A 13,976-nucleotide genomic window follows, 5' to 3' on the forward strand; every position below is an offset into this window, starting at 1 on the left:
CCGCCCATGATCTCGTACCTCATAAGACGGCTGCTGTACTCCGTGCCGATCGCGCTTGGCGTGTCGCTGATGATCTTCATGCTGGTCCATCTGGCGCCCGGCGACCCGATCAGCGCCATCGCCCCGGCCGACGCGCCCCCCGACGTGGTCGAGCGGCTGCGCGTCGACTATGGCTATGACAAGCCGCTCCCGATCCAGTTCGGATTATGGCTGGGTCGCGCCGTCACCGGCGATCTGGGCAACTCGGTGGCGTCCGGCCAGCCGGTCGCGGCGGAGGTCATGTCGGCCGTCGGCAACACCATCCTGCTGTCGCTGTGCGCCGCCGTGTTCGGCTTCACGCTGGGCGCCGTGCTGGGTTTCGTCGCCGGCTACAAGCAGGGCCGCGCGATGGACAAGATCGCCACCGCCATCGCGGTGGCCGGCATCAGCGTGCCGCACTACTGGCTGGGCATGGTGCTGGTGATCGTCTTCTCGGTCCAGCTCAACGCGCTGCCGGCCGTCGGCATGGGGCCGGGCGGCTCCAACGACTGGGCCTGGGACTGGCTGCACATGCGCCACCTGATCCTGCCCGCCATCACCCTGGCCGTGATCCCGATCGGCATCGTCATGCGGACGACCCGCTCCGCCGTCGCCGAGATCCTGAACCAGGAGTTCGTCCAGGCGCTGCGGGCCAAGGGCCTGTCGGAACGCCACGTGCTGGGCCACGTCATCCGCAACGTGGCGCCGACCGTGCTCGCGGTGATGGGCCTCCAGCTCGGCTACCTGCTCGGCGGCTCGATCCTGATCGAGACGGTGTTCTCGTGGCCAGGCACCGGGTTCCTGCTGAACACGGCGATCTTCCGCCGCGACATCCCCATGCTCCAGGGCACCATCCTGGTGCTGGCGCTCTTCTTCGTCTTCCTCAACGTCGTCGTCGACCTGATCCAGACGGCGGTCGATCCTCGCATCAAGAGGGCCTGACCCCATGGCCGAAACCACGCTGCCCGGACTTGTGCCGGATGTCCCGATCGCGTCGCGAGGCTATTGGAGCAGCGTCTTCCGGCGCCTCAGCGGCGACTGGACGACCATCCTGTGCCTCGTCGTGCTGCTGATCATCATCCTGTCCGCCGTCTTCGCGCCCTGGATCGCTCCCGCCGATCCGTACAAGACCAGCGTGATCCGCCGCCTGAAGGACATCGGCACGCCAGGCTTCCCGCTCGGCACCGACGAGCTGGGCCGCGACATGCTGAGCCGCCTGATCCACGGCGGGCGTCTGTCGCTGGTGATGGGCATCACGCCGGTCATCAACGCCCTCATCATCGGCAGCTTCCTCGGCATCGTCGCGGGCTTCGTCGGTGGCAAGATCAACATGGTGATCATGCGGACCGTCGACGTGTTCTACGCCTTCCCGTCGGTCCTGCTCGCTATCGCGATCTCGGGAGCGCTCGGCGCTGGGCTGGTCAACAGCATCGTGTCACTGACCATCGTCTTCATCCCGCCGATCACCCGCGTGGCGGAAAGCGTCACGACCAGTGTCCGCAACCTGGACTTCGTGGAGGCGGCCCGGGCGAGCGGCGCCGGCGGCTTCACCATCATCCGGGTCCACGTGCTGGGCAACGTGCTGGGCCCCGTCTTCGTCTTCGCCACCGGCCTGATCAGCGTCTCGATCATCCTGGCGTCCGGCCTCAGCTTCCTGGGGCTTGGCGTCCGCCCGCCGGAACCGGAATGGGGCCTGATGCTCAACACGCTGCGCCAGTCGATCTACGTCAACCCCTGGGTTTGCGCCCTGCCCGGCGTGATGATCTTCATCACCTCGATCTGCTTCAACCTGATGAGCGACGGCCTGCGCTCGGCCATGGACGTGAGGGCATGATGGAATCGAAGGCCCAACCCCTCCTCCTGGTCAAGGACCTCAAGAAGTACTTTCCGATCCTGGGCGGTGTCCTGAACCGCAAGGTCGCCACGGTCCAGGCGGTCGACGAGGTCTCGTTCGAGGTCGCCAAGGGCGAGACGCTGGGCGTGGTCGGCGAGAGCGGCTGCGGCAAGTCGACCACCGCCCGCCTGCTGATGCGCCTAATCGAGCCCGACGAGGGTGCCGTCATCTTCGACGGCGAGGGCGTCGGCGAGCAGCACGGGTTGTCGGTTCGCGACATGCGCCGCAACATGCAGATGGTCTTCCAGGACAGCTACGCCAGCCTCAACCCGCGCCTGACGATCGAGGAGTCGATCGCCTTCGGCCCCAAGGTCCACGGCGTCTCCGGCAAGGTCGCCCGCGAACGCGCCCGGGCCTTGCTGGCGAAGGTCGGACTTGACCCCAACCTGTTCGTCCGCCGCTATCCCCACGAATTGTCGGGCGGCCAGCGCCAGCGCGTCAACATCGCCCGCGCCTTGGCGCTGGAGCCGCGCTTGGTGATCTTCGACGAGGCCGTCTCCGCCCTGGACAAGTCGGTCGAGGCGCAGGTCCTGAACCTGCTGAACGACCTGAAGCGCGAGATGAACCTGACCTACATCTTCATCTCGCACGACCTCAACGTCGTCCAGTACATCAGCGACCGCGTACTGGTCATGTACCTGGGCAAGGTGGTCGAGACCGGGACGGTCGAGGCGATCTACGGCGATCCCCGCCATCCCTACACCCGCGCCCTGCTGGCTTCGATGCCCAGCATGGACCCGGGCAACCGGACGACGGCGCCGGCGCTGACCGGCGATCCACCCAACCCGATCAATCCGCCGTCCGGCTGCCGGTTCCGCACCCGCTGCGCCTTCGCCGAGGAGATCTGCGCCAGCACCGAGCCCCGGCTGGAGATGATCCACCCGGCCGAACGCCACGCCGCCGCCTGTCATATGGAGATCGCTGGTTCCGGCCATTCCAAGGCCATGGCCACCTCGCCGCCCAAGGCCCCGCCTCAGCCCCAGCACATGGGAGTCGTCGCATGACCGCCGCCTTGCGCCAGGACCAATCACCCGTGGCCGAAGCCGCCCCAGCCCCGCTCGTCACGGTCGAGAACCTGACCGTCAGCTTCAAGGGCGGCGACGGCGTGATCAAGGCCGTCAACGGCGTTGACTTCACCCTGGAACGCGGCAAGGTGCTGACGATCCTGGGCGAGTCCGGCTCCGGCAAGAGCGTGACGCTGAAGGCGATGATGCGGCTGCATCCACCCCGCAAGACCAGCTACACCGGCCGCATCGCGATCGGCGGCCGGGAGATCCTGTCGCTGTCCGACCGCGAGTTGGGGCAGGTCCGCGGCTCCGTCGTCAGCATGATCTTCCAGGAGCCCATGCTGGCGTTCGATCCGGTCTACACCATCGGCCAGCAGATCGCCGAGACGGTCGTCCGCCACGAGGGCGTGTCGCGCCAAGCGGCCGACAAACGGGCGCTTGAACTGCTGGAGATGGTTCAGATCCCGTCGGCGGCCCGCCGGCTGAAGGCCTATCCTCACGAGATGTCGGGCGGCATGCGCCAGCGGGCGATGATCGCCCTGGCGCTCTCCTGCCGGCCCGACCTGCTGCTGGCCGACGAGCCGACCACCGCGCTCGACGCAACGGTCCAGATGCAGGTGCTGATCCTGCTGCGCCAGCTTCAGCGCGAAATGGGCATGGCGGTCATCTTCGTCACCCACGACATGGGCGTCGCCGCCGAGATCGCCGACGAGGTCGCGGTGATGTACGCGGGCCGCTTCATCGAGACCGGGCCGGTCGGCGACGTGATCGGCCGCCGCCTGCACCCCTACACCGAGGGCCTGCTGGCCTCCACCGTCCACGGCGCCCAGCGCGGCCAGCGGCTGGAGACCATCGCGGGAGCGCCACCGAACCTGGCGAAGCTGCCCTCGGGCTGCGCCTTCGCGCCGCGCTGCCGTTACGTCGAACCCCGTTGCCGCGAGACCGAGGTGCCGCTGTTCCACCCGAAGCCCGACCACGCCGCCAGATGCCTTCGAATCGACCGCTGAAAAAACCAGACCATGAGAGTTCTCGTCATCAATCCCAACACGACCGTCGCCGTCACGGAGGCGATCGTGGCCGAGGCGCGTCGATCCGCACCTCCGGACGTTGAAGTCACCGGCGTCTCGGCCCGCTTCGGTTCGCCCTTCATCCAGACGCCGGAGGACTCCGCCACCGCGGCGAAAGCGGTGCTCGAACTGGTGGACCGTCTGTCACCCGGCTTCGACGCCGTCGTGATCGCGGCGTTCTCCGATCCCGGACTGGACGCGGCGCGCGATCTCTCGCCGGTCCCGGTCGTCGGCATCGCCGAGAGCGCCATGCTGACCGCCGTCATGTGCGGCGGCCGGTTCGCGATCGTGACGCTCGGCTCGGCCTTGAAGCCGGTGCTGGAGCAAGCCGCCCGCCGGATCGGCTGCGCCGACCGCCTATCGGCGATCCACACTCTTGATCTGGCTACCGGTGATGACGATGGCGCCGCCAAGGTGACGGCGGTCCAGCGCGACCATGGGGCGGCCTTGGCCGGCCTGTGCGGGCGGGCCGCCGCCGAGGGCGCCCGCTCCATCATCCTGGGCGGCGGTCCGCTGGCGGGCCTCGCCCATCAGATCAGGAGCCATGTCGCCGTCCCGCTGCTGGATGGCACCGCCTGCGCGATCAACCACGCGGCCAGCTTGGTGAGAATGGGTGTGCGATTTTGGCCCCAGGCGCGGGAGAGCGCGTGACCCCTCACTAAAATCCACTCGCCATTCGGCGATCGTGATCCGAATGTGGCCTGCCAGCCGTTACAGGGGCCACCGTGCTCCGACGGGAAACCACATAGGGATGCTTGCCGAAGATGGATTACCTTCTCGCCCTTGCCGCCGATCCGGCGGCCTGGATCGCCCTCGCGACACTTATCGCGATGGAGGTGGTGCTTGGCATCGACAACCTGATCTTCATCTCGATCCTGACGAATCGGCTGCCGGAGGCCGACCGCTCCCGCGGGCGCCGGATCGGCATCGGCCTCGCTCTGATCCTACGCCTGGGCCTGCTTGGCACGGTCGCCTTCATCGTTCAGCTGACCGAGCCGGTCTTCAGCCTGTTCGGCCATGGCTTCTCGTGGCGCGACCTGATCCTGATCGCCGGCGGGTTGTTCCTGGTCTGGAAGGCGACCAAGGAGATCCATCATAGCGTCGATCCCGATCCCGGCCCCGACATGTTCGGCGGCAAGGCGGGCACAATCACCTTCGCCTCGGCTATCGGTCAGATCCTGGTGCTCGACCTAGTCTTCTCGGTCGACAGCATCATCACCGCCGTCGGCATGACCGACCACATCCCGATCATGGTGATCGCCGTGCTGGTCGCCGTCACCGTCATGCTGGTCGCCGCCGACCCGCTGGCGAACTTCATCAACAAGAACCCGACCATCGTCATGCTGGCGCTGGGCTTCCTGATGATGATCGGCATGACCCTGATCGCCGAGGGCATGGGCGCCCATGTGCCCAAGGGCTACATCTACGCCGCGATGGCCTTCTCGGCGCTGGTCGAAGGGCTCAACATGCTGGCCCGCCGGGCGCGGGAACGCGGCGGCAAATCCGCCCACTGACGCTGGGAACGGGACTGGCGGCGGCCCTTCTCAGGTCGGCGCCAGTTTTCGTCCCGGCAGCAGATGGGCACGCAGGATGGCCTGAGCCGGCATTTCCAGGTGGCGATGGCTCAGCAACGCCAAGGCGATCAGACAGCCGGTGTACAGGGCCAGCATCGCCGGCATCCGGAACGGTCCCGAACTGTATTCGCCGTTCACCAGGGTGACCGCCAGCGCGAACGCGATCTGGAGCGGGAAGTGGATCAGGTAGGTCGAGTAGCTGATGTCGCCAAGGAAGGCGAGGCGAGACATCCCCGCCCTCAGATTCGGACCCATCAGGTCCTCGCCCAACGCCAGGGTCAGCAGGATGGCGGGGAACAACGCCACCGTGAACAGCAGGTAGGTCACCAAGGCGTTGGCGGCGACGCGGAGTTCGGCGGGGAGGCCGGCGGTGAGGGCCTGGGAGATTTCGCCATCCAGGTTCCACACGATGGTGGCGCCGGACGCGATGATGACCCCGACCGCCGCCAACAACGCCTTCCTGGCGCTTCCCATATCTCGTAGGACTTGGACCGACATCAGGACCAATCCGCCGAGGAAGAAGCAGAAGACGCCGCGCCCGATCGTTTCGATCCCCATCTGCTTGATCACGAGGCCGATCACGACGAGAGCGGCGATTTGCCACCAGCGGGTCAAACCGAAGCGCGCCAGGGCGAAGAAGCCGGCGTAGAGCAGCACCTCGACCGACACGGACCAGATCGGCGCGTTGAAGGACCAGCCCCTTTCGAACCCCCAGGTCGGGGCCAGCAACAGGTTCAGGACGAAGTGGTAAGCGTCGTTGTTGGGGTAGACGAAGGGATGGCCCAGCCGGGAGACCATAACGCCCTGCAACGCGGCGACGGTGAGCAGGGTGACGAGATGGAGGGGATAGAGCCGGGAGAAGCGCAGGACGGAGAAGCGCCAGCCGCCGACCCTGCCACTCCGGATATCGTCGCGATATCTCCAGAAAAAGATGAACCCGGAAAGCATGAAGAAGAAGTCGACGCCGATCCAGCCTAGTTCATAGGGGATGCGAAACCCGTCGAAGAGGGGCTGGGCCGCGCGGTCGAAATCCACCAGATTCCCATTGGGGCCGTACCAGAAGTGCTGCCAGTGCCACAGGATGACGGTGAACGCCGCGATCCCCCGCGCGATGTCCAGGGCGACGTGGCGGCTTCCGGGATTGGTGCGCGAAGCGTCTCCGCCTGGATGATGGGCGGTCATGGGAAGATCATCGTGGGTCATCCAAGGAATTGTTGAAAGGGGGAGAGGTCTTCCCCTCCCCCTTTCCTTGTCCTACGCCTTGAGCAGCTTGGCGTGGTGGGCGATGTGGTCACCCATGAAGGTCGAGATGAAGTAGTAGCTGTGGTCGTAGCCGGGTTGGCGGCGAAGCGTCAGCGCGGTTCCGGACTTGGCGCAGGCCTCCTCCAGCAGTTCCGGCTTCAGCTCCTTCTCCAGGAACTGGTCCGATGTCCCCTGGTCGACCAGGATCGGCGACTTCCAGCCACCCTTCTCGGCCAGCAGGGAGGCGTCGTACTGCTTCCAGGCCTCGCGGTCGTCGCCCAGATAGCCACCCAGCGCCTTTTCGCCCCACGCGCAGCGCGACGCCGAGACGATCGGGGAGAAGGCCGAGACCGAACGGTAGCGGTCGGGGTTGCGGAACGCCATCACCAGGGCGCCATGGCCACCCATCGAGTGTCCGAAGATGCCCTGGCGCGCGGCGTCGATCTTGAACTCCGACGCTATCAGGCCGGGCAATTCGTCGCGGATATAGCTGTACATCCGGTAGTTGGCCTTCCACGGCTCCCGCGTGGCGTCGACGTAGAAGCCGGCGCCCGAGCCGAAATCGTAGCTGTCATGCTCGCCGGGCAGGTCGAGACCGCGCGGGCTGGTGTCGGGCGCCACGATGATGACGCCGTGCTCCGCCGCGTAGCGCTGGGCGCCCGCCTTGACGGTGAAGTTCTCCCACGTGCAGGTCAGGCCGGATAGGTACGTCAGCACCGGCAGCGGGCCATCGGCCGCCTGGGGCGGGACATACACCGCGACTTCCATGTCGGTGCCCGTGCTGGACGAGCGGTGCTTGTAGACGCCCTGGGTGCCGCCGAAGCAGGCGTTGCTGGAGATGCGTTGCAAGCTCATCTGGCGTGTTCCTCGTTTTTTTTCGTCTCTGAAGTCGGCCTGTCATCGGCATGCCATGGTGGGGTGCCCCGCCACGGCGGTCAAGAACAAGACGGTCAAGAACAAGAGGCGTGACAGCCGGTTGCACCGGGCGTAGCATTTACTTGGAAGAGCGAACAAATCGCTCCCGAAGTCTGCCGCACCTGCGAAATAGTCCAGTGTGATCAAAGACAGCCCAAGAAAACATCCGGGGAGGATGCGAAACATGTCCAGGTTCACGAGACGTGACACACTCAAGATCGGGGTCGGCGCCGGAGCGCTGGCCGGCGCCGGCATGCTGGGCTACCGCCCGGCCCTGGCCGAGGTCATGGCGGCCGATGTGCCGGCACCGAAACTGACGATCGAGAAAGGCGCCGAGCTGCGCGTGCTGCGGCCCGCCAAGTTCGTGCAAGGCGACGAGACCCAGTTCCTCGCCAACGCCGAGAAATTCACCAAGGACACCGGCGTCAAGGTCCGGGTCGACAACGAGAGCTGGGAGGATCTGCGGCCCAAGACGGCGGTCGCCGCCAATATCGGCAGCGGGCCGGACATCGTCCTGGCCTGGAACGACGATCCCCAGCAATACCCCGACAAGCTGGTCGACCTGACGGAGGTCGCGGAATACCTCGGCAAAAAATACGGCGGCTGGTATCCGATCGCCGAGCGGTATGGCAAGGGCGCCGATGGCAAGTGGATCTCGATGCCGATCGGCAGTTCGGGCGGCGCGCTGGTCCACCGCAAGTCCTGGATCAACGAGGCCGGGTTCGAGACCGTCCCGAAGGACACCGCCAACTTCCTGAAGCTGGCCCAGAACCTCAAGAAGAACGGCCATCCCATGGGCTTCGCCCTGGGCAACGCGCAGGGCGACGGCAACACCTGGACCCATTGGCTGATCTGGTCCCACGGCGGCGCCATGGTCGATGAGAACAACAAGGTGATCATCGACAGTCCGGAGACGGTCGCGGCACTGGAATACGGCAAGCAGCTGGTCGACCAGTTCATCCCCGGCACGATGTCGTGGCTGGATCCGTCCAACAACAAGGCGTTCCTGGCGGGCGAGATCAGCCTGACCTCCAACGGCATCTCCGTCTATTACGCGGCCAAGAACAGCCCCGATCCCGCCATCAAGGCGATGGCGGCGGACATCTTCCACGCTCCCTTTCCGATCGGTCCGGTGGGCAAGCCAACCGAGGCCGGGCTGCTGGTCAACACCATGGTGTTCAAGCACACCAAGTATCCCAACGCCGCCAAGGAGTTCGTCCGCTTCATCTTCGAGAAGGAGCAGTACGAGCCGTGGCAGAAGGCCAGCATCGGCTATTGGAGCCATCCGCTGGCGGCCTATTCCGGCAACCCGATCTGGACCGAGGACCCCAAGCACGCCGCCTACGCCGAGGTGATGAAGAACATGCTGTGGTACGGCTATCGCGGCGGCCTGGGTTACGCGTCCGCCGCGACCTTGGCCGACTTCATCATCAACAACATGGTGGCGCAGGTCTGCTCCGGCCGGGCAACGCCGAAGGAGGCCGCCGCCGAAGCCCAGAAGCGGGCGGAGCGGTACTACAGGACCTGAGCGGATGGTCAACCATCCCATCGCGGGCTCTCGGGCGGGAACGGTTCCCGCCCAGGGCAAGCGGGTGGCGCGGCCCAAGGATTCCTGGATCGTTCGCACCTTCGACAATCCCGCCGTCCTGTCGTTCCTGTTCATGCTGCCGGCGGCGACGCTGCTGTTGGTGTTCCTGACTTATCCGTTGGGGCTGGGGATCTGGCTGGGCTTCACCGACACCCGCATCGGGAGGCCGGGGGTCTTCATCGGGTTGGACAACTACGTCTCGCTGTTCCAAGACAGCATGTTCTGGCTCGCGGTCACCAACACGGTGCTCTACACGGTGATCGCCACGATCGGGAAATTCACCCTGGGCTTGTGGCTGGCGCTGCTGCTGAACAACCACCTGCCCGCCAAGGCGCTGATCCGGTCGATCATCCTGGTGCCCTGGATCGTGCCGACGGTGCTGTCGGCGCTGGCGTTCTGGTGGATCTACGACAGCCAGTTCTCGATCATCAGCTGGGCCTTGGTCGAGTTGGGCTTGATCGACCACTACATCGACTTCCTCGGCACGCCCAACAACGCGCGGGCCTCGCTGATCGCGGCGAACATCTGGCGCGGCATCCCGTTCGTGGCGATCTGCCTGCTGGCGGGGCTCCAGACGATCTCGCCCAGCCTGTACGAGGCGGCGGCGCTGGATGGAGCGTCGGCCTGGCAACGGTTCCGGCATGTCACGCTGCCGATGCTGATGCCGATCCTGGCTGTCGTGATGACCTTCTCGATCCTGTTCACCTTCACCGATTTCCAGCTGATCTACGCGATCACGCGCGGGGGTCCGGCCGGGACCACGCACCTGATGGCGACACTGGCGTTCCAGAGGGCGATACCGGGCGGACAGCTTGGCGAGGGGGCGGCCATCGCCGTGGCGATGATCCCATTCCTGCTGTTCGCGACCCTGTTCAGCTATTTCGCCCTCGCGCGGCGGAAATGGCAGCAAGGAGGCAGCGATGACTGAGGCCCAGCATGTCCGATGAACGCGCCGGGATGGACTATCTCAACACGTGGCCGCGCAAGCTGGTCACGGTCTACGCGCCGCTGTCGGCCTTCCTGATCATCCTGCTGTTCCCGTTCTACTGGATGACGGTGACGACCTTCAAATCCAACGAGGAGCTTTACAACTTCAAGGACTATAACCCGCTCTGGATCCATTCGCCGACGCTGGACAACGTCAAGCGGTTGCTATTCGACACCGACTACCCCCAGTGGCTGGTGATCACCATGACGGTGGCGGTGGTCGCCACCGCGATCAGCCTGTTCGCTAGCGTGCTGGCCGCCTACGCGATCCAGCGCCTGCGGTTCAAGGGCGGGCAGACGGTCGGGCTGATGATCTACCTGGCCTATCTGGTGCCGCCATCGATCCTGTTCATCCCGCTGGCGACCATGGTGTTCCAGTTCGGGCTGTACGACAGTCCGATGGCGCTGATCCTCACATATCCGACCTTCCTGATCCCATTCTGCACCTGGCTGCTGATGGGATACTTCAAGTCGATCCCGTACGAGCTGGAGGAATGCGCGCTGGTCGACGGCGCGTCGCGCATCCAGATCCTGTGGAAGATCACCCTGCCGCTGGCGGTGCCGGGCCTGATCTCCGCCGGGATCTTCGCCTTCACCTTGTCCTGGAACGAGTTCATCTACGCGCTGGCCTTCATCTCCTCGGTCGAGAAGAAGACGGTGCCGGTCGCCGTGCTGACCCAGTTGGTCGAAGGCGACGTCTATCACTGGGGCTCGCTGATGGCGGGGGCCTTGCTGGGATCGCTGCCGGTGGCCGTGATCTACTCGTTCTTCGTCGAGCACTACGTCTCGAGCCTGACGGGGGCGGTGAAGGAGTGACGGGAGTCTGGTCTGGAACACTGGAATATGCGTCGGCGTTGTGCGATCCATACCTGAAATTGAGGATCGCGAAGGGGTAAGCGTCGATGTGTGTGTGCCACGGTTCCGGATTTCATCACGAACACGAAACCATCAAGGACCGCGCCGGGTCGCTGAGCCGGCGCGGCTTCATGGTGGCGCTGGTGGGGGTGAGCGGGACGGCGCTGGTCGGCTGCGTCGGCGGCGGCACCGGCCTGGGGCTCAACCTGGTTTCGTCGGAGGAGGTCGAGAAGCTGGGCATCCAGAGCTGGGAACAGCTTCGGGCCGAGACGCCGGCTTCGACCAACACCACGTACCAGCGGGCGCTTCGGCAGGTCGGCTCGGATATCGTCCGCGCGATCGGACAGGATCCCGCCCAGTGGGAAATGGTCGTCTTCGCCAGCAAGGAGACCAACGCCTTCGCCTTGCCCGGCAAGAAGATCGGCGTCTACGAGGGCATGTTCGCCGTGGCCGAGGACACCAACCAGCTGGCCGCCGTGGTCGGGCACGAGGTTGGCCACAATCAGGCCGAACATTCGCGCGAGCGGCTGAACTCCGCCGCCGCGACCAGCATGGGCCAGCAGTTGCTGGCGGCCGCCCTCCAGATCGGCAATGTCGGCTACGCCACCGAGATCGCCGGGCTGCTGGGCGCCGGGATCGAATATGGCGTCATCCTGCCCTATTCGCGCAACCAGGAGCTCGAGGCCGACAGCATCGGCCTTATGAACATGGCGCGCGCCGGCTATGATCCGCGCGCCGCGATCACGCTGTGGCAGAACATGCAGGCCGCCGGCCAGCGCGCCCCGGAGTTCCTGTCCACCCACCCGGCGCCGGACAGCAGGATCGCCGCGCTGGAGGCCAAGATGCCGGAGGCGCTGAGCGTCTACAAACCCCGCGTGGGCTGAGCGGGAAGGCGAATGGGAGGCTGACCTTCGGGTTATTGATCCGATGTGGCGGCGCTCCAACGTTTGGGAACAGATGTCCGTCCACCGGATCGAAACGCCGTACGCATGACCCTCGCCCCGTCGTCGCGCCATCACCGTTCGACCAACCGTCTCCACACCGTGCTGCTCCTGACGGGCATGGTCGCCTTGCTGGTGGCCTGCGGCTGGATCATCGCGGGACCCGAAGGCGGCTTGTGGGCGCTGGTGCTGGGAGGTGTCAGCCTCGCCTTCGCGCCGCGCATGTCTCCCCAGATGGTCCTGGGTATGTATGGCGCGGTCCCGCTGCATCCTTGGGACCTGCCGAAGGTCTCGGCCATGCTCGCGGAATTGGCCGAGCGCGCCGGCCTCCCCAAGGTGCCCCAGCTTTATTGGATACCAAGCCCGACGTTGAACGCCTTCGCGATGGGCACGCGCGGCGACGCGGTCGTGGCTTTGACCGACGGGATGATCCGGACGCTGGACATTCGCGAGTTGGCCGGCGTGCTGGGGCACGAGATCACCCATATCGCCAACGGCGATCTGTGGCTGATGGGCTTGGCCGACACGGTCAGCCGGCTGACCCGCATGATGTCGCTGTTCGGCCAGATCCTGCTGCTGTTCAACCTGCCCCTGCTGCTGGCGGGAGCCGTGACGATCCCCTGGGGGCTGATCCTGCTGCTGGTGCTGGCCCCGACGATTGGCGCGCTGCTTCAGCTGGCCCTGTCGCGGACGCGGGAATACGACGCCGACCTGGGCGGCGCCACGCTGACCGGCGACCCGATGGCTCTGGCCAGCGCGCTCCGCAAGCTTGAGCATCATGGGCGTGGGCTGTGGGAATCGCTGCTGATGCCGGGCCGGCGCAATCCCAGTCCGTCGCTGCTGCGGACCCACCCGCCGACGGAAGAGCGTATCCGCCGGCTGGCGAGCCTGCGCGATCACGTCGGCGCCCGGCCACCGGCGGCGGCGTCGGGAACCGTCCCCAGGAGCGGAGCGGCCATGGACGGCCGCTTCCGCGCCGTGCCCGCCCAGCCCCGCCATCGCTTGACGGGACTTTGGTACTGAGACGTCGGCCATGAACCTTTGGGGTTAGGAGATGTGGGATTGATCCAGGTCAAGATCACCTCCGCCCCAAGGTGAGACAATCCACCCACAGTATCGGAGGGGCGCCGATCGCCGGATGATACTGCCGGCCACTCCGAATTTGGCCATGAAGCGATAGCGCCCTCTGGGGAAGGAGATCAGCCATGAAGATCAGCACCTTTCTGACTCTCAAAGGCAAGGCCGTCGTCACGGCGCGTCCGACCGACACCATTTCCAAGGTCGCGCATCTGCTGAAGCTGCATCGAACCGGTTGCGTGGTGATCACCCAGGACGGCAAGCACGTCGAGGGCATCGTCGCGGTGCGCGATGTCGTCTATGCCATGGCGGAGCGCGAGAGCCACATCCGGCATCTCAGCGGCGCACAACTGCTGGACGAGCCCGTCAGCGTGATCATGACCAAGGCGGTGAAGACCTGCCGGCCGGAGGATTCCGTGCGTCAGGTTCTGGAGAACATGATCCGCTGGCACATCCTGCATGTGCCGGTTGTCGACCACGGCGTCGTGTGCGGCATCGTCAGCGTCGATGACGTGGTCAAGCTGGCGATCACCGAGATGGACATGGAGAAGGGCGCGCTCCAGGACCGGGCGATCCTGTATCAGACGCTGGAGACGCTGCGCTGACGCGGCCACTCCTCTTCCGAAAGGTTTGCTCCTGGAAGATTTGCCCCTGAGAGGTTTGGGATGCCGGCCCCAGGCTCCCGCACCACGCCAAGGGCGCCGGCGCCCCATTCCAGAAGCCACTCGCCGGGCCGGCCGCCCCGGCAGCGGAGCAGGCTGGTCCGCCAGCGGGGGGGCCCCAGGCCGGGCTCTCCCGCCAGCGGCGCGCT

General features: G+C 65.9%; 14 protein-coding genes and 1 pseudogene. 12 read left to right on the forward strand and 3 right to left on the reverse strand.

From position 1 onward, the window contains the following. The first annotated feature begins 6 nt into the window (after window positions 1-6). From N825_RS30885 to N825_RS30910, 6 genes are all read left to right on the forward strand, one after another. Entirely contained in the window at window positions 7-960 is a 954-nt protein-coding gene (locus N825_RS30885) for an ABC transporter permease (protein ID WP_037460232.1), read from the forward strand. Window positions 961-964: 4 nt separating this feature from the next. After that, window positions 965-1,852: an ABC transporter permease gene (locus N825_RS30890; protein ID WP_051513645.1), complete on the forward strand. Its 888-nt coding sequence runs from the start codon at window positions 965-967 to the stop codon at window positions 1,850-1,852. Further along, complete coding sequence (locus N825_RS30895) at window positions 1,849-2,916, forward strand: ABC transporter ATP-binding protein (RefSeq protein WP_051513647.1); 1,068 nt, start codon at window positions 1,849-1,851, stop codon at window positions 2,914-2,916. The genes N825_RS30890 and N825_RS30895 overlap by 4 nt, the downstream gene beginning before the upstream one ends. Next, entirely contained in the window at window positions 2,913-3,926 is a 1,014-nt protein-coding gene (locus tag N825_RS30900; protein ID WP_051513648.1) for an ABC transporter ATP-binding protein, read from the forward strand. Before N825_RS30895 ends, N825_RS30900 begins: the two co-directional genes overlap by 4 nt. A gap of 12 nt (window positions 3,927-3,938) precedes the next feature. Continuing rightward, window positions 3,939-4,637 (forward strand): aspartate/glutamate racemase family protein, encoded by a 699-nt coding sequence (locus N825_RS30905; protein WP_051513650.1) that lies wholly within the window; start codon window positions 3,939-3,941, stop codon window positions 4,635-4,637. A 113-nt stretch (window positions 4,638-4,750) separates the two neighbouring features. After that, window positions 4,751-5,500: a TerC family protein gene (locus tag N825_RS30910; protein ID WP_037460233.1), complete on the forward strand. Its 750-nt coding sequence runs from the start codon at window positions 4,751-4,753 to the stop codon at window positions 5,498-5,500. Window positions 5,501-5,530: 30 nt separating this feature from the next. Here N825_RS30910 and N825_RS30915 read toward each other — a convergent pair whose 3' ends face one another. Together N825_RS30915 and fghA are read right to left on the reverse strand one after the other, a co-directional pair. Further along, entirely contained in the window at window positions 5,531-6,742 is a 1,212-nt protein-coding gene (locus N825_RS30915) for an acyltransferase family protein (protein ID WP_198038971.1), read from the reverse strand. Window positions 6,743-6,814: 72 nt separating this feature from the next. Further along, window positions 6,815-7,657, reverse strand: a complete 843-nt coding sequence (fghA, locus tag N825_RS30920) for an S-formylglutathione hydrolase (RefSeq protein ID WP_037460235.1) — start codon at window positions 7,655-7,657, stop codon at window positions 6,815-6,817. Window positions 7,658-7,901: 244 nt separating this feature from the next. On the opposite strand from fghA, the gene N825_RS30925 reads away from it, so the two are divergent. From N825_RS30925 to N825_RS30950, 6 genes are all read left to right on the forward strand, one after another. Continuing rightward, window positions 7,902-9,245: an ABC transporter substrate-binding protein gene (locus N825_RS30925; protein ID WP_037460274.1), complete on the forward strand. Its 1,344-nt coding sequence runs from the start codon at window positions 7,902-7,904 to the stop codon at window positions 9,243-9,245. Between the two features lie 4 nt (window positions 9,246-9,249). After that, entirely contained in the window at window positions 9,250-10,233 is a 984-nt protein-coding gene (locus N825_RS30930) for a carbohydrate ABC transporter permease (protein ID WP_084165212.1), read from the forward strand. An 8-nt stretch (window positions 10,234-10,241) separates the two neighbouring features. Continuing rightward, on the forward strand, window positions 10,242-11,108 hold the full coding sequence (locus N825_RS30935; protein WP_037460236.1) for a carbohydrate ABC transporter permease: 867 nt from the start codon (window positions 10,242-10,244) through the stop codon (window positions 11,106-11,108). A gap of 86 nt (window positions 11,109-11,194) precedes the next feature. Continuing rightward, entirely contained in the window at window positions 11,195-12,031 is an 837-nt protein-coding gene (locus tag N825_RS30940; RefSeq protein ID WP_245613285.1) for a M48 family metallopeptidase, read from the forward strand. Window positions 12,032-12,136: 105 nt separating this feature from the next. Further along, entirely contained in the window at window positions 12,137-13,111 is a 975-nt protein-coding gene (locus tag N825_RS30945) for a zinc metalloprotease HtpX (protein WP_037460239.1), read from the forward strand. A gap of 182 nt (window positions 13,112-13,293) precedes the next feature. Continuing rightward, window positions 13,294-13,770, forward strand: a complete 477-nt coding sequence (locus N825_RS30950) for a CBS domain-containing protein (RefSeq protein WP_037460241.1) — start codon at window positions 13,294-13,296, stop codon at window positions 13,768-13,770. On the opposite strand, the pseudogene N825_RS40145 reads toward N825_RS30950, so the two are convergent. Then, window positions 13,746-13,976, reverse strand: a pseudogene (locus tag N825_RS40145) (hypothetical protein); the annotation flags it as partial. The gene N825_RS30950 and the pseudogene N825_RS40145 overlap by 25 nt on opposite strands.

It is taken from the genome of Skermanella stibiiresistens SB22 (genome assembly GCF_000576635.1).
Lineage (GTDB): Bacteria > Pseudomonadota > Alphaproteobacteria > Azospirillales > Azospirillaceae > Skermanella > Skermanella stibiiresistens.